Source organism: Rhodopirellula europaea 6C (assembly GCF_000338295.1).
Taxonomy (GTDB): Bacteria; Planctomycetota; Planctomycetia; order Pirellulales; family Pirellulaceae; genus Rhodopirellula; species Rhodopirellula europaea.
Genome location: NZ_ANMO01000154.1, coordinates 51,627 through 67,690 on the forward strand (window position 1 = coordinate 51,627; position 16,064 = coordinate 67,690).

The window sequence follows — 16,064 nt, forward strand, 5'->3', positions numbered from 1 at the left end:
GCTGCCCCGTTGGGGCGAAGTCGTGAAACAAAACCTGCGAAAGTTGAATCCGCTGCAACAACAACTTTTTGAAAGCCTAGGCGAACGCCAAACGGCTTACTTACCCAAAGACTCCTGACTACCTGCTTAGGTTAAGAAATTCCACCCACCAACATTCGACTCGAGGCGAACAGATGAAGACGAAGAAACATCGCGGATCGTTCATGCTTCGCTTCATGGTCTTTGGATTCAGCGTCGCGGTGGGGCTGCTCGCGTTTTGGTTGCTCGGTTACATCGTTCGCGACATCGATCGCGTGCAAGGGCCGAACTACAGCCGGATGCTGGAGGACGGATTGCCGCAAGAGTTGCAGGACGAACGGCAAGTGCTCGCCGCGGAGTTGGTGGATCTGAAACAGCAGATTGTGTCGACCGAACGACGTCGGCAACTGACGACGCAAACGACTCGCGATTCGCAGCAGACGATCAATCAGTTGCTGGAACTCAAACGCAACGCGGATGAGAATGCAACGTCTTTGAGCGATGGTCAACAATCGGCACTCACGGATAGTCTGCAATTGTTTTTGGCGAATCAAAGCCAAACGCAAACACTCAATGCTGAACTATCCAATCTCAATGACCAACTGGACGATATCGAGCAGCAGCAACGAGAGAACGAAGAAGCCATCACGCGAGCCAGTCGCCCGATTGCGGATGAGTACGATGAGCTTGCGGAACAGCATCAATGGAAACTGGCTGCGTACAAACTCGCGTTGTTAATCCCGTTGTTGCTTGTTTGCGGTTGGTTGTTTGTACGTCACGCCGGCGGCACCTATGCGATGCTGGTGTATGCAATCAGCGGTGCGGTGGCCGCTCGGGTTCTGCTCGTGATGCACGATCACTTTCCCGCGATCTACTTCAAGTACATCCTGATTTTGCTGTCGTTGGCGATTGCGACGGGAGTCTTGGTGCGGTTGCTGAGGCTGATTGCCAAACCCAGTCGCGATTGGTTGCTTCGCCAATACCGAGAAGCATACGCACATTTCTTCTGCCCAATATGCGACTACCCGATCCAACGTGGCCCACTGAAATTCGCGGTGTGGACGCGGCGAAGTTTGAAGAAACGAACTCCCGTCACGGTCGATGGCGATGTGGCCACATTCGATCAACCGTACACCTGTCCGTGCTGCGAAACGACGCTCTTTCACGCTTGCGAGAAGTGCGGTGGAGTCCGTCACTCGCTCTTGCCTGCCTGTGAAAAGTGTGGCGTCGGTTCCGTGGTTGAGCGAGATGTCGCGGAGGAAAGTCAGGATTGAGTTGGTAGACCGATGTCTTCATTCCAAAGCGTCGGGTTGTCTCGAATGAAGGTCCGCATCAGCTCGATGCAATTTGGATCATTGATGATCTGTAGGTCGACTCCACGACTGCGTACGTAGGACTCCGGTCCTCGAAACGTTTGGTTTTCGCCGACGATGATCCGTGGGATTTTGTAGAGCAGGGCGGCACCGCTGCACATGTCGCAAGGAGACAATGTCGAATACAGCGTGGATCGGGAGTAGTCGTTGGCGGTCAGTCGGCCAGCACGTTCCAAGCAATCCATTTCGGCGTGCAGAATCGAACTGCCACTTTGAATGCGGCGGTTGTGACCGCGGGAAACGATTTCATCGTCGATCACCAGCACGGAACCGATCGGGATTCCGTGTTCGTTCAGCCCCTGGCGTGCTTCGTCTAGAGCGGCTTGCAAGAACGGATCCATCGTTGGGACGCTCGATCGTGGAAGGGAACTTGGGGAGTGTTGCGTTGTCGGAACAACGGTCGCAACTCGGAATAGTATAGTGGTGCTTCCCCACCGAATATCCCCGCCCTGGACATTGCTCATGCGTCACATTGTGTGTTTGGTTCTCAGTTTCTCGTTGCTTGCGGGAACCGCCTCATTCGCGGAGGCACCTCAGACGCAGTCAGTGGACAAGTCGCCGTCCCAAGCTGACAAGAAGAACACAACGCGAAAACCGAGAAAGAAAAAGCCAGCTCCGTTCGCGTGGGTGAATCCCATTCCCAAACAACGGCAACACTCGTCGCTCAAACACGGAACCTTCCAAAGCCCATCGCTGAAGCACGAAGTTGGCTACGCAATTTTATTGCCGCCGGGATACACCGATGGTGAACCGGACAAACGATTTCCCGTTGTCTATTACTTGCATGGCGGGCGACCGGGCAGCGAATCGAAGTCCATCGCCTTGGTTCCGCAGATGCATTCGGCAATGGAATCAGGGCAAGTTCCGGGCATGATCTACGTTTTTGTCAACGGCGGTCCGGTCAGCCACTACAACATCCCCGGCGAACCAACCAAGCAGGGTGCGGACGTGTTCATCAAAGAACTGATCCCACACATCGACGATACCTATCGAACGATCGCTGATCGTGAGCACCGCGGAATTGAAGGGTTTTCACAGGGCGGTCGTGGAACAATGCGGCTGTCGCTTCGTTACCCGGATTTGTTTTGCAGTGCTGCAGCGGGCGGAGGCGGTTATGAAACCGAACGCAAGATCAGCGAGTCGGGCGGTCGCGAGTCAGCGACGCTTGTCTTCGCAGAAGGTGACAACGCTTGGGATTTGGCACGAGCCTATTCCAAGGCGAAAACACCCGAGGTTGACTGGATGATTTACGTCGGGACCAAAGGTTTCAACTATCAGGACAACTTGGAATACATGGCTTTCTTGAAATCACTGGAGATTCCATTTGAAAGCATTGTTGTTCCGGATGTGCCTCACTCGGGATTGAAAATTTACGAGCAGCGATGTGTTGATCTGATGCGATTCCACGCCGCGAATTTTGGACTGCTTGATACCGCGATCAAGGATGAATGATATCGGTGGCTTCGTTTGCAAAATGAAAGACGGGTCACCGAAGCGTCTTGCTTCAGTGACCCGCGATTGGTTTGTGTCGAAGTAAAACGTTTGTCGTACTTCACCCTCGTCCATGAGGTTCATTCCATGAGGTTCAATAGCAACTCTTGAATGCAAGCTTCTTGAACACAAACCTTGAGTGCGAGTGATGATGTGCATGAATAATATCTGCGAACTGGCTAGCAGGCCAATGGTTTGATGCTGTTGTCATCGGATTGGATGTACTGAAGCAGGCCGTCTGTATTGAGCGGCTTTGCAAACCAGCGATCGAACCCGTTTGGACCTTCCGCGATTCCATAGTCGCAGGGAGGCTTTCCGCTGGTCGCGACAATGCGAATGTTCTTTGACGCTTCGCATTGTCGCAATTGTCGGATCGTTGAAGCACCGTCACCGTCCGCCATTTGCATATCCAGCAGGACGTAGTCAGGTGATTCGTTGGTGTCCAGATAGCTGATCGCGGCATTGCCACTTGCAACGCAATCGACAACGCAGCCACGCATGGAGAGGATGCCAGCCAGCAATTCTCGTTGGTCGGGGTCGTCTTCGACCAGCAGCAGTTTGACCGAGCTTTGAAGGTTTGGGTTTTCCATCTGTGCGTCGATGGCTTCAGAACGTTTTCCGAAGTGTTGCTCGATACAATCGAGTTGATGAATCACCTTCGAGAACGTTCGATCTGCCGCCTCTTTCAGCCCCGCATTCATTTGCTGGCGGTAGAGCTGGAGCCCCAAGTTCAGCGTGTTCAAATGATTACGAAGCTGGTGGACTTCACGCTGCACATTCCCAAAAGCCTGCTCAAAACTTGGGAAATCGATAGCTTTTTCAACTGCCCCGTTGAATAGCTCTTTTCGAAGGATGCGAATCTCGGGCGGCGCGTCGATTCCGATCGTGGCGGTTCTTGCAGAAGACCGCGTGACATTGACCGTGATTCCCAAGCCTGGAAATACGATGGCTTCGCCCGGTTTACGTGATAGTAACAACATGTCTGGAACTCCGTTTCGTTGCGTGAGCATCGACGGCACAAGTCGACCCTCAAAAACCTCACGAATCCCGCCGGATTACGTCAACCTTGCATGAAGATTCGCGAGAAGAGTTGCCCCATTCCATTGACAGTTTTTGATTCCGATCCTGAAATCACTGCTACCTCTGCATGGGAGTAGATTCATTTACTCCTGTAGAGTCAACGGAGATTTGAAAAATGTTCTGGTAGAGCGGGGGACTCCATAGGACTGCAAAACGCCGTGCTGATGCCGGAGTTTCTGGAAACTTGTTCAGTGCCAGTGGCTGGGCTCGCCAGTCCTAGAGAGCGACGACTTTGGATCGCCGCTCAGTTGAAGTTTCTGGTCTTCATCACCAAACACGTTGAAGGGAATAAATACACGGGCCCCATTCAGACCGCTTGCGCGATCAGGGTGGAATCACCGATGGAGTCATCCGACCGTTCACGAGCCGATGGCATCGGCAAGACGGCGGGGGATTCGTCGGCACTGTTGTCCGCCGAATCCCCAAACGCCATTTCGTCCTGCAGTGTTTCTGCCAATCGGCGTCGTGCGGTGTGCAGACGCCGCTTGATCGTTCCGACTGGCGCGTCGAACGCATCGCTCATCTCGATCAACGATTGTCCATCGAGGTAAAACGCGTTGAGCGTTTGACGATCCAAGCTTCCCAATCGTGCGATGCCACTTCGAACCGCCGCGGCTTGCTCGCGATCTTGAGCCACGTTGTCAGGCGTGATGTCATCCACGCAAGTTGCTTCCAGGGTTTCTGGGTCGCACGCGGTGGCAGTTCGTTGTCGGCTGAATCGGTTGATTGCCATTCGGTGAACGATCTGACGTAACCATCCGCCGAACGCTTCTGGCACGCGAAGTTGATCCAGCTTTTGCATCGCTTGGATGAAAACGTCTTGTGTCAATTCTTCGGCTTCGTGCACGTTGCGAACTCGGCTGATTGCCAATGCGACAATGACAGGACGATAGCGTTCGAACAAATCACCGAATGCCAATTGGTCTCCGCCTTGGGCGGCAATCACCAATTGGGCAACCGTTTGACCGGAAGCGGATGCGGAAGTCGAGTTGCGAACGATTGCGTTGCCGTCGCTAGGCGGCACGGTGGTCGTGAAATCAGGGGTGATCTTCATGGTGTCCATCCTCCCGGAGTTCCGGGATTACTTTCCTGTTCAGGCCAGCCAAACGACTGCCTGCTGAATTGTTTCAAACCAGTTGGAAAACCCGATCGGTGAATCAGCTCAATCAGCGAGCCCAGCGGACGGATGAGATTGCTTCGCTCGATGCAACAACGTTTTTGCCAGAAGTCTGGTTGAGAGACTTCCGCCATCGATTGGAACGATGGACGAAGATGCAGGCGAAGTTCTGATCCGAGCGGGGCGCTGCCGACGCGAAACGCGATGGGCGGCAAACAAAAAGTCGACGGCGTGACCAAAGGGTCAGTCGTGCCAGAGACTTTTCGCGGCGTGCTTCAGTTCAATGCGAGGAAAAGGCTGGGGCCTTATCGCATGGACCTGTGACACGTTTGGTCTGTGGCAAATGAAAACCGCCAGGGTTTTATTGCCGCAAAACTGGCTGCCAGAGGCTCCGGGGCGCTGGACCCCGGATAACCGAGGCCCTCCCACTGCAATGAGCAGGTATGGATGACGACGCACAGAGTCTCGGCAGCATTGGTACGCATGACATCCACGATGTGGGAAATGCGGACAACACGTTGAGTCGAGATCAGGTTACGCATCGAATCCTCCCTGCGCCGATTTTCTCGGTGCGGTGATGGAGCTCAAAAACGGAAAGTAAGGACACCGAATTCGTTACAATCACGAACCGGCCAAGGGAATCATGCCCGTGACCGACCGCTTCATGCAACGTCCCCGCCCGTACGGGGTGGTGATGTCGCTGACTGGTTAGAGGATTATTTCAGCAGAAGGTTCGCGGGAACACAAAGTTATTTTGTGAAAAGCTCTGACTTTTTGACCGAAAGTGTGCAAAACGCCAGCGAATTGCTGGCTCCGCTTCTTTTTCCGCCTGTTTGCGTGCTTTGTGGTGAGCTGACAGGGATCGCACCGGAACGCGATGATTCAGCCAACGTTCCGTTGGCTTCCCGACGCCGCTTCGCATCCTTTTGCCGGCTGTGCGAAACCTCATTAGTCCAGTCCGCCCCGTCGATGCAGGCCGCTTGCGAGCGATGTGCTTGGCCCGCGACGGGACACCGGCGAAGTTCTGCCGGCGAGGATTCAGCTCAAATCGATGGTGGCGATGACCAATCGGATGATTTGCCTTGCCAGGAATGCGTTCGTCGTCAGACGCCTTTTTCATTTGAGACCGCCACTGCGGTCTATCGTTATCACGAAGTCGTCCGGCACGCGATCATCGCGGCGAAATACCCACGCAATACCGCGATTGCTCGCGAATTGGCCGTTCGATTGGCGGATCGCTACCGAGAGAGGGCGGGGATTCGGTCGAGGACGATTTCCGATGAACCGGAGTCGTCTCCCTTGGTCACTCATGTGCCGAGCCCGTTTTGGCGGCAATTTCGTCGAGGCGGTGTGGGAACGGGATCGCTGGCCAGCCGATTCGCTCGCGAGATGAATTTCTCGTTTGGATCTCTGTTAGAAACCACGCGTTCGGTGCAAAAACAGGCATTGTTGGACGATGTTGCTCGCCGCGAAAATGTGCGCGGAGCCTTTCGGGTTCGTCGACGATGGAGAAAACGCTTGTCGGGCGGGCATATTCTTTTGGTCGATGATGTGATGACAACCGGAGCGACCGCCGATGAAATCTCTCGGGTGTTGCTGGATGCTGGTGCGGCCCGAGTCGATCTGCTGGTTGTTGCTCGGGCGATTCGTGACGCACAAAAATGACGCCAAACCCGTATGCATCCCTTTGGAATGGGACGGTTGGGCGGAGTTTGCGGGTTCGTGAATCGGCATTCCGTGTTAAAGTCTGTCGCGTGGTTGGACGTGGCGGCGGAAACAACGTCCCATTTCACGATGGCTTCTCTTCCATTCGGAGCGAAGTCCTTTTGGCGAGCGATCGTTCCACTGATATTCTCATCCGGTTTTCCCGCACGATGACTGAATCGACCGACACTCCTCTCGAAGTCCAAGCTGATGCATCCGCGTCTCACAAAGGTGGGGCTCGCCGCGCGATTGTTCGTGGGTTGGGTGTCGTTCTGCCGCCACTGTTGACGATCGTGGTTTTGATTTGGGCTTGGAATGCGATCGAAAACTACGTCTTGTTGCCGGTTGAAACTGGAATCCGCCGCTTTGTTCTGATTCCGGCGGTCAGCGAAACGTACGATCGTCCGCCCGAAGGTGCGATCATCAACGACGCACCCGAAGGATCACTGAGCAAACCGAATCAGCGTGGGTTCACCTACAAAGGTTTGTCGTACGTTCCCGATCCGACCGGTCGACGCTATCTGCCTGGGTATGTGGTTCAGCGAGTCGATTCCGAGATCGATGCTTTCGGTCCGTATTCGGTTCCGCCGAATAGTGCGACGGCTTATTGGGACCGGTTTGTCCAGCTTCAGTACATGCCGCGATCGGTAGTCGTTCCGGTCTTTTTGATCGTGTTCTTTGTGCTGCTGTATTTCCTTGGACGGCTATTCACCGGCGGTATCGGTCGTTGGTTTGTGACGACGTTTGATGCCACGATTCTGCGGATCCCGATCGTCAACAAGGTCTACGGTAGCGTCAAGCAAATCACGGACTTCGCGTTTGATGATCGACAAATCGAATTCAACCGCGTTGTCGCGATTCAATATCCACGCGATGGCATTTGGTCGCTCGGGTTTGTGACCGGCAACGGCATGCGTGAGATTTCAGAAGCTGCTGGCGAACCGATGTTGAGCGTGTTGATGCCGACCAGCCCCATGCCAATGACCGGGTTCACCGTCAGCGTGCGACGCAGCGAAGCGATCGATTTGAATTTGACAATCGATGAAGCCTTGCAGTTCATTGTCAGTTGCGGCGTGGTCGTTCCCACCACCCAGCGATATGACTTGCCCGGTGCCAAGGCACCCAAGCAGATCGTCGTACCAGCGATCGGTGACTCGGTCTCCCGAGACGGTGCCACTTCACCGAGTGCCTGAGAAGCGGTGTGCCTAAGAAGCGGTCACTCGTTCCAAGGCAATTTGCAGACGCCCCATTGGCCCGCGTTTTCGTCGACCGCCACTTCGATGGAAGACAACGCGTTGCCAAACTGTTCTTTGGTTTGCTCGCGAACGTTTTCTGCAATCACGCGAGCAATTTCTTCGGCCGTGGTGTTGATGACCGGCATGATGATGCAGTCTTCGTTTGGGAATACCCAGCGACGTTCGCGAAAACGTGCGGTCGTTTCGGTTTCGTCTTGCGTGATCAAAATCTCTTTGTGGTCTCGCGGCAGGATCACGTGATGATCGAGTGCTTGCGTTTGCTTTAGCACGGCATCTCGAAGAGCGATGAAGTCGACCACGTAGCGATTTTCATCCAGCGGTCCCTCGACGCTGACGCGGACACCGTAGTTGTGCCCGTGGATACGCTCGCAAATGTCGCCCGCGAAAGTGATGAAGTGCGCGGCCGAAAAAATGAATTGTTCTTTGGAGACGTCGACGCGAAAAGTGCCTGACATGAATTGGCGACATTGAGAGTGGGAGCGGACCAATGATTCGATGTCGCAATGATAGACGAGCGTCCAATCGAGGGCACCCGACACCTCGTTCCCCAACGTTCCAAAGCCAATGCCGGGTTGGGGCTGTGCTAACTTATGCCGGCAAGCTGTTGGTTCCGGTTTGCCGCTGGTCGATGTTTTCGCGTGGATGGTTTGGATGGAAGCTTTGTTCGAATGGCTCTCCGAGATGGAGTGGCAACGTGTCTTTCCGGAATTGGTTGGCAAAGCCGCCGGCGTGTTGCTTGGTATTGCGATCAGTTGGTGGGTTTTGTTCCGCAAGCGATTGAGATACTTGGACAGGCTGCGTCGCGGTGACTCGGACGAGCTTCTGTTTCAAGCTCACTATTTGTTGCCTGTTGACGGTGATCAAGGACCGGACGGAACGGTGCTGTTGCTGTTTCGCAATGTCGCTCCTCGACGCACGATCGATGATGCCTACGACAACCCATCCGCTCGCGAAACCTTGAGGCAATTGGCTCGCGCGACCACGTTGAATGCACCGATCGTTCCAACGGAAGGTCGAGTTGGGTTTGAGATTCTCAACGATGCCGCGAGCATCCTGACCGGTTGGCTAGCAACCTCGTCCATGCCGCGAAAAGTTTGGTTGTTCTGCATGACTTGCGAAGACCGAAACGTGGTTCGCAAGGAATGCATCCGATGTTTTCTGTTTCAGGAAGACGAGTTGCTTCGATTCGCGGATTGGAGCTGGTGTCGCAAACACGTTCGTGTGGAACGCCCTTGGCACTGGTTGCGAGTTGTGACGCTGCACCGAATCGCTTGCTATCACCAGGATGAACAGATCGCTTTGCCGGCCGCTTTGGATCGCAGCATTCCATTTGTGGATGATCAGCGTCAGCATCGACGGATCATGCGGTTGGCGTTGGGGATTTGTGAATCGGAAGTGGCCACCAGCGAACCTTGCCAAGTCGATTGGGACGACAAAGAGCCCGTCTTGGTCCAGCGAGGCGTTTTAATGTCGTCGCCTACGCCTTCGTCACCACCAGCGGGGTAAGGGACTTTTTGCTAGCCACAGGTGCTCAATTTACACATTACAATGTCGGCTCGTTCGGTTCGGAGCATGCACGGCGGCGAAGGTGTTTGGTTCGGCCGATCTCAATGCAATTGTTCAACGAGGACCACCGATGAAACCTGCCCGCTCTGTTGTCTCGTCCGCTTCCGCCCAAGCTTCCAGTTCTGCTCAACCGCCGCTGGGATCATCTGTTGATCGCCGTCGGTGGATGCAGTGGACGGGGGTCACGCTGGGACTGGCCGCCTCTTCGCACGGGATCGCTTCTTCAGCCAAAGCCGCCGAAACCATTGACCCCAATCGACCGTTGAACTTGGCGGTCATCGGGATCGCCAACCGCGGTGCATCCAATGTGGCTGGAGTGCAATCACAAAACCTGACCGCACTTTGTGACGTCGATGAAAACTACTTGAAGGATGCCAGCAAGCGTTTCCCAAAAGCAAAGTTGTATCGCGATTATCGCGAGATGCTGCGAGAGGAAAACGATTTGGATGGTGTTGTGATCAGCACGCCGGATCACCATCACGCGCCGGCCACGATCCGTGCAATCGAAAAAGGATTGCACGTGTATTGTGAGAAGCCTTTGACTCACACCGTTGCCGAAGCGCGAGCCATTCGTATGGCAGCCAAGGAAGCTGGCGTCGTGACTCAGATGGGAACGCAGATTCACGCTGGTGCAAACTATCGCCGCGTCGTGGAGATGATTCAGGATGGTGTGATTGGCAACGTCACCCGAGTTCATGTGTGGGTTGGGAAAGGTTGGGGCGCGACAGAATTGCCCGAGCCGCAGGGTGAAGCACCGTCCAATGTGGATTGGGATCTCTGGCTTGGCCCCGCACCTAAGATCGCATACACGCCAGGTTTGCATCCTGCATCCTGGCGTCGTTATCGTGCGTATGGTGCTGGCACGCTCGGCGACATGGGATGTCACTATGTTGACTTGCCGTTCTGGGCGTTGGGTTTGCACTTGCCGTCCAGCATCGTTGCGGATGGACCGCCACCATCGGATGATTATTGCCCAACCGGATTGAAGGTTCGATATCACTTCGACGCAACCGACAAACACGACGAGTTAGATCTGACTTGGTATGACGGCGATCGATCACCAAAGGAACTCGAAGGCATCTCGGTGCCTGGCAGTGGGGTTCTGTTTGTGGGCGACAAGGGAATGATGATCGCAACGTATGGCAATTACACGCTGCTACCCAAAGACAAATTCGCGGACTTCAAACCGGCCGCACCTCGCATTGCCGACTCAGTCGGGCATCACATGGAATGGATGCAAGCGATTCGCGGGCAGGGCACACCGCTTTGCCAATTCGATTATTCCGGGCCGTTGACCGAAACGGTTTTGCTGGGGACGGTCGCTCATCAATGCGGTCGGGAATTGAAGTTCAACGCGTCCGAAATGGTTTGCACCGGGGACGAGCAAGCCACCTCGCTGTTGAGCAAAACTTATCGTGAGGGATGGTCGGTGGATGCGGCCGCTGCCGCGAACGTTTAGGCTATTGACCCCCTTCGCGGATCGGATTTTTTCGATTCGTTGAAAAGTGAATGGTGAGCGGTCGTTCGATACTGGACGACCGATCACCGTTTGAGCCTTGTGCCTCGCCCCTCCCCACCTCCCACCTATTTTCGTCTGTCCCCACAAGATGAAATCTTCCTCCCCCATAGCCGACGCTCGCGATATGTCCCGTCTGTTCACTGCAGGCAATCGCTTGCAAGGCATCGTGCCTCCATTGATCACTCCTTTGCGTGCTCGTGACGAGCTTGACCAGGAGGGTTTGGAACGGCTGATCGAGCATGTCATCGACGGTGGCGTTTCGGGAATCTTTATTCTTGGAACGACCGGCGAGGCACCCAGTCTGAGTTACCGATTGCGACGCGAGTTGATCACCGCCACGACTCGCTTGGTCGCGAAACGTGTGCCTGTGCTGGTCGGAGTCACGGACACAGCATTTGTTGAATCCGTGTCGATCGCCCATCACGCCGCGGACGCGGGAGCGGACGCCGCGGTCCTGACGACGCCCTATTACTTTCCGGCTGGTCAAACGGAGCTGACCGCCTACGTGCAGAACATTGCACCGGAAATTCCGTTGCCGTTGATGCTGTACAACATGCCCGGATTGACCAAGGTTTGGTTTGAGATCGAAACCTTGAAGACGCTTTCTGAGATCCAATCGATCGTGGGTGTCAAAGACAGCAGCGGCGACTTGGAATACTTCCGCCGTTTGTGTGACCTACGAAATGAGGTGCGTGAGGATTGGTCAATTTTGATCGGTCCCGAAGCCATGTTGCCGGAAGCTCATCGGTTGGGTGGCGACGGCGGTGTGGCCGGCGGCGCAAATGTGATGACGCGATGCTTTGTCGATTGTTACGAAGGACTGACGTCAAACGACTCCGCGAAAACGGAAGCGGCCATCACCAAGATCCGGCGTTTCCAAGACATCTACGATGTGGGCAAGTATGCGTCGCGTCACATCAAGGCGACCAAGTGCGCCGCGTCGTTGCTAGGGATTTGCAGCGATCTTCCGGCGGATCCTTTTCACCGGTTCTTTGAACCTGAGCGGGAGAAAGTGGCCGCGATTCTTCGTGATCTGGACATTCTATGATTGCGGCGATGGCATTTACCGGCTTGGACTATGCCGTCCTGGTCGGGTATTTCATCGCGATCATGGCGATGGGGTTTTACTTCTGGGCACGCAACCGTTCCGCGGATGATTTCACCGCTGGTGGTCGCTCGCTTCCGGGTTGGTTGTGTGGATTGTCAATCTTCGCGACCTATCTCAGCAGCATCAGCTATCTAGCGCTGCCGGGCAAAGCGTTTGTCGACAATTGGAATGCGTTCATGTTTTCGCTGGCAATTCCGGTTGCCGCCGCGATTGCCGTTAAATGGTTTCTGCCGCTTTACCGAAGCAGCGGCGAAGTGTCCGCGTACTCGTTGTTGGAACGCCGCTTTGGACTCTGGGCTCGTTTGTTTGCCAGTGGATTCTATTTGCTGTATCAGATCGCTCGCATCGGCGTGGTGATGTACTTGATGGCTCTGCCGATGGCGGTGCTGTTCGGATGGGACATTCGATTGGTCATCCTGTGCACCGGAGTCGTGGTCACGGTGTACTCGTTTGTCGGTGGGATCGTCGCAGTGATTTGGGCCGATGCAATCCAAGCAATTGTGTTGCTGGCGGGGGCTTTGTTGGCGCTGGCAATTTTGTTGATGGGGATGCCCGGTGGTCCAGCAGAAGTGTTGGCGGTGGCAAACGAGAACGGAAAGTTTTCGCTGGGAGACAGTTCGTTCTTTGTTTTGTCAGAGCCAACGATTTGGGTCGTGTTAGCGTTTGGTTTGTTTGACAACCTTCGCAACTTCGGCGTCGATCAGAGCTATGTCCAACGCTACATCGCATCAAGCTCGGACAAAGAAGCGGCCAAGAGTGTTTGGTTGGGGGCTTTGTTGTATGTCCCCGTCAGCGCGTTGTTCCTGTTCATTGGATCGTCGCTGTATGCGTACTACGAGGGACATCCGCAGGACCTCACAGAGGTGCGAACGATCGTAGCCGAGCAAAAGTTGATGCAGGACGGTGTGAGCAAAGACGATGCTGATTATTCAGCCCGTTTGTCGGCAACTTCGTCGGACCTGAAGGAAGAAGATTTGGGCGATCGGGTGTTTCCACACTTCATCGCGGCAAACCTTCCGCAAGGTGTTCGAGGTTTGCTGATCGCTGCCGTGTTTGCTGCTGCGATGAGCACCGTGTCCACTTCGCTGAACTCATCCGCGACGTTGGTGATGAGCGACTTTTATAAACGTCTGTTTCGTCAGGACTCGACGGATGCCCAGCACGTGGGTGTGTTGAGGATGTCAACGATTGCTTGGGGAGCGATGGGGACGGCGATGGCATTGGCCCTCGTTCGCTTGACCGACAGCACGCTGGATGTCTGGTGGACTTTGTCCGGTGTCTTGGGTGCCGGAATCGTCGGCTTGTTCTTGCTAGGGATCACCGTGCCTCGTTTGCACGGTTGGCCCGCCATCACCGCATTCGCGATTGGTGGCTTGGTAATCGCTTGGATGACCATTTCTCAGACCAGCGTTTGGCCCGAAGGATGGGAGAAGTATGCCAACCCAATGGACAAACTGATGACGATCGTCGTTGGGCCGTGCTTGATGATCGCAATCGGATCAATCTTTGCCGTCACTGGTCTGTCTGGCGATCAAACTTCGCGAAAAGATTGGAGCGAAAGTTGAAGGCCCTTCAGGATGTGGTTCGACGCTGCTTCATGCGCCGCTTCAGCATTCCCGTTCTGAATGGCCGTGAAGATCTTTTCGTGTTCGTTGCAAGTGTTCTCCATCACGTCGGCGCCTTGGCGATGCATCCAGATACCAAACACCCGAGTCAGGATGTTGGACTGGGTGGATGTCCGGACGAGCGTGTGGTTGCCGGTCGCTTCAACGATACGCAGGTGGAAGTTGTGGTCCGCCTGATTGAATTGGTAGGCGATCTCTTGGCTTTCTTCCGGCGAATTGGTTTGCTTCTGACGTTCCACCAATTCCCGCATCAAGTTGTATTCTTTCGCAATCAGTTGGATGTCTTCCGATGTCGAACGTTCGGAAGCACGTGCCGATGCGAAGGGTTCAATCAGGTTGCGGACCTCGTAAAGTTCCTGCACTTCAGGTTCGTTGATCGAGCGAACGACTGCGCCGATTTGCGGAACCAGCTCAACCATGCCTTCGGTCGCCAACTGACCTGCAGCTTCGCGAACGGGAGTGGCGGACACGCCGATTTCTTTCCCGATCGGACCATACAGCAACCTGGTGCCGGGCTTGAATTCGCCCGAGATCAGTTTTTGACGCAGGTGATGATAGGCACGGCTAGCATGCGTTTCGACTTGGTGACGCCCTGGAGTCATTGTCGTGAAGTTGGGGTGGGGAGGGACGAGATGGATCCGGGGCCGATGCGCTGGAACACAATCGGGGCACTCATTCTACCAGTGACGCAACATCGGTCCTATGCGTCTATAGATGCGGAAGGCCAAACACATTGCGGTGAAGTCTATGCACTCAGGGTGTCGCAGGATGATTTCATGGACTTGCCATCCAGTTGCTTTCAACCGTGGGTGGCGGCATGACGCGTCAACTGACCCATCGAAGGCAGCAACACCATCTCACAAACACGAGCGTGTGGTCTTGGGACGGGAATTGGATTTATTACGACATCCGTAGTGACGCAAATGGTTCGGTCTTTGACGGAAGTCGAATCGAACGCGTGCACACTCGGTCTGGTGAAGTCGAAGTGGTGTACCAAGCTCAACGAGACGCTTGTGTCGGTGTTGTGACATCCAGTCCCGTCGAAAACAAAATCGCGTTCATACATGGACCGGAACAACCGACGGCGGATTGGAGTTACTGCGCCTATCATCGACACGGCGTTTGGATGCGTCCGGGCCAAGGCACCGAGGTTCAGCATTTGGACGCTCGGGATGTTTTGGGTCCATTCACTGCGGGTGCCCTTCGCGGCGGAAGCCACGTGCACGTGTTCGATGACAAAGGCGAGTGGGTCAGCTTTACCTACGAAGATCACGTGTTGGCGATGAATCCGACTGGCGGGCAATCCAACCAGCGTAACGTGGGCGTTTCGATCCCGGGTCGCAGAGTCACCGTGCCAAAAACCCATCGCCGGAACCATGATGGGGAGTGCTTCAGCGTTGTGGTGACTCAAACCCTTGACGATCCAGAAATCGGTACCGACCAGATTTGCAAAGCCTACGAAGACGCTTGGATTGGATGGGATCGCCGCGATCAGCCAGTTGGAAAACGGCAGGGCAGGGCACTCGCATTCATTGGAGATGTGGTGGTCGCCGACTCATCAAGCAGCGATGCAACACGTCCAAATTCTTCGCGAAAGCAAACCAAAAGCGTGCCAGAATTGTTTGTGGTGGAGTTGCCCGAGAACTGCATGGTCGCTGGATCGGAGCCATTGCAAGGGACCGCGATTTCTCGGCCTGCGCCGCCCGCGGGAACGGTTCAACGACGATTGACCCGAACCACGGATCGAGCGTATCCGGGTTTGGCAACGGATGTTCGTCACTGGCCGCGAAGCAAACCTGACGGCAGCGAAATCGTCTTCCTGATGCGAGACGACAACGGCGTGATTCAGATTTGGTCGATCTCACCGAACGGTGGATTGCCGAGGCAAGTTTCCTGTGGAAGCGAATCAGTTGGTTCTGCGTTTTCCATTCATCCAAGCGGCGATTTGGTTGCTTGTGTGATTGGAAAATCCGTTTGCGAAGTCAGTTTGAGCGACGGACGCGTTGAGATCGTGGCAGAACAGAATGATCGATTCGTCTGCCTTCCGTTCGCCGTGGTCTATTCGCCGGATGGAAAAGAAATCGCATTTGGTGGAGCGGTGAAAGATAACGAGAGAACATTCAATCAAATTTTTGTGACGGAATCGAAGCGGTCCAAGTGACAGCATCAAAGACAAGTGTTGGATAGCAGCTACCAGATGAAAGAGA

At 54.8% G+C, this 16,064-nt stretch carries 15 protein-coding genes; 10 read left to right on the forward strand and 5 right to left on the reverse strand.

Annotation, left to right across the window (positions count from 1 at the left end; genetic code table 11):
• Nucleotides 1-173 precede the first annotated feature (173 nt).
• On the forward strand, nt 174-1,292 hold the full coding sequence (locus RE6C_RS16250) for a hypothetical protein (RefSeq protein ID WP_008658221.1): 1,119 nt from the start codon (nt 174-176) through the stop codon (nt 1,290-1,292).
• Here the strand turns inward: RE6C_RS16250 and RE6C_RS16255 are convergent.
• Nucleotides 1,283-1,732: a nucleoside deaminase gene (locus RE6C_RS16255; RefSeq protein ID WP_008658223.1), complete on the reverse strand. Its 450-nt coding sequence runs from the start codon at nt 1,730-1,732 to the stop codon at nt 1,283-1,285. The two genes, RE6C_RS16250 and RE6C_RS16255, sit on opposite strands and share 10 nt — an antisense overlap.
• Nucleotides 1,733-1,853: 121 nt before the next feature.
• Between RE6C_RS16255 and RE6C_RS16260 the strand changes: the two genes are divergently transcribed.
• Nucleotides 1,854-2,843 carry an alpha/beta hydrolase gene (locus tag RE6C_RS16260; protein WP_008658225.1) on the forward strand — a complete coding sequence of 330 codons (990 nt, stop codon included), beginning with the start codon at nt 1,854-1,856 and terminating at the stop codon, nt 2,841-2,843.
• Nucleotides 2,844-3,061: 218 nt separating this feature from the next.
• On the opposite strand, the gene RE6C_RS16265 is transcribed toward RE6C_RS16260, so the two are convergent.
• Nucleotides 3,062-3,862 carry a response regulator gene (locus RE6C_RS16265; protein WP_039962301.1) on the reverse strand — a complete coding sequence of 267 codons (801 nt, stop codon included), beginning with the start codon at nt 3,860-3,862 and terminating at the stop codon, nt 3,062-3,064.
• 407 nt (nt 3,863-4,269) lie between these two features.
• On the reverse strand, nt 4,270-5,025 hold the full coding sequence (locus RE6C_RS16270) for an RNA polymerase sigma factor (protein ID WP_008658229.1): 756 nt from the start codon (nt 5,023-5,025) through the stop codon (nt 4,270-4,272).
• A gap of 89 nt (nt 5,026-5,114) precedes the next feature.
• Between RE6C_RS16270 and RE6C_RS32495 the strand changes: the two genes are divergently transcribed.
• The 3 genes from RE6C_RS32495 (at nt 5,115) to RE6C_RS16285 (ending at nt 7,976) form a co-directional block, all read left to right on the forward strand.
• Nucleotides 5,115-5,252 carry a hypothetical protein gene (locus RE6C_RS32495; RefSeq protein ID WP_173401797.1) on the forward strand — a complete coding sequence of 46 codons (138 nt, stop codon included), beginning with the start codon at nt 5,115-5,117 and terminating at the stop codon, nt 5,250-5,252.
• A 583-nt stretch (nt 5,253-5,835) separates the two neighbouring features.
• Nucleotides 5,836-6,744: a ComF family protein gene (locus tag RE6C_RS16280; protein ID WP_008658231.1), complete on the forward strand. Its 909-nt coding sequence runs from the start codon at nt 5,836-5,838 to the stop codon at nt 6,742-6,744.
• Complete coding sequence (locus tag RE6C_RS16285) at nt 6,741-7,976, forward strand: DUF502 domain-containing protein (protein ID WP_008658232.1); 1,236 nt, start codon at nt 6,741-6,743, stop codon at nt 7,974-7,976. Before RE6C_RS16280 ends, RE6C_RS16285 begins: the two co-directional genes overlap by 4 nt.
• A gap of 23 nt (nt 7,977-7,999) precedes the next feature.
• Here the strand turns inward: RE6C_RS16285 and RE6C_RS16290 are convergent, their stop codons facing one another.
• Nucleotides 8,000-8,494 carry a 6-pyruvoyl trahydropterin synthase family protein gene (locus RE6C_RS16290; protein ID WP_039962302.1) on the reverse strand — a complete coding sequence of 165 codons (495 nt, stop codon included), beginning with the start codon at nt 8,492-8,494 and terminating at the stop codon, nt 8,000-8,002.
• 196 nt (nt 8,495-8,690) lie between these two features.
• On the opposite strand from RE6C_RS16290, the gene RE6C_RS16295 reads away from it, so the two are divergent.
• The 4 genes from RE6C_RS16295 (at nt 8,691) to RE6C_RS16310 (ending at nt 13,797) form a co-directional block, all read left to right on the forward strand.
• Entirely contained in the window at nt 8,691-9,545 is an 855-nt protein-coding gene (locus RE6C_RS16295) for a hypothetical protein (RefSeq protein ID WP_236618267.1), read from the forward strand.
• Nucleotides 9,546-9,675: 130 nt separating this feature from the next.
• Entirely contained in the window at nt 9,676-11,064 is a 1,389-nt protein-coding gene (locus RE6C_RS16300) for a Gfo/Idh/MocA family protein (RefSeq protein ID WP_052034984.1), read from the forward strand.
• A 184-nt stretch (nt 11,065-11,248) separates the two neighbouring features.
• Nucleotides 11,249-12,172, forward strand: a complete 924-nt coding sequence (locus tag RE6C_RS16305; protein ID WP_008658237.1) for a dihydrodipicolinate synthase family protein — start codon at nt 11,249-11,251, stop codon at nt 12,170-12,172.
• A gap of 8 nt (nt 12,173-12,180) precedes the next feature.
• Nucleotides 12,181-13,797 carry a sodium:solute symporter family protein gene (locus RE6C_RS16310; RefSeq protein WP_236618268.1) on the forward strand — a complete coding sequence of 539 codons (1,617 nt, stop codon included), beginning with the start codon at nt 12,181-12,183 and terminating at the stop codon, nt 13,795-13,797.
• Here the strand turns inward: RE6C_RS16310 and RE6C_RS16315 are convergent.
• Nucleotides 13,764-14,459, reverse strand: a complete 696-nt coding sequence (locus RE6C_RS16315; RefSeq protein WP_037249616.1) for a GntR family transcriptional regulator — start codon at nt 14,457-14,459, stop codon at nt 13,764-13,766. The genes RE6C_RS16310 and RE6C_RS16315 overlap by 34 nt on opposite strands.
• A 203-nt stretch (nt 14,460-14,662) precedes the next feature.
• On the opposite strand from RE6C_RS16315, the gene RE6C_RS16320 reads away from it, so the two are divergent.
• A complete protein-coding gene (locus tag RE6C_RS16320; RefSeq protein ID WP_039962305.1) occupies nt 14,663-16,018 on the forward strand; it encodes a YidR family protein in 1,356 nt (451 codons plus the stop codon).
• Nucleotides 16,019-16,064 lie beyond the last annotated feature (46 nt).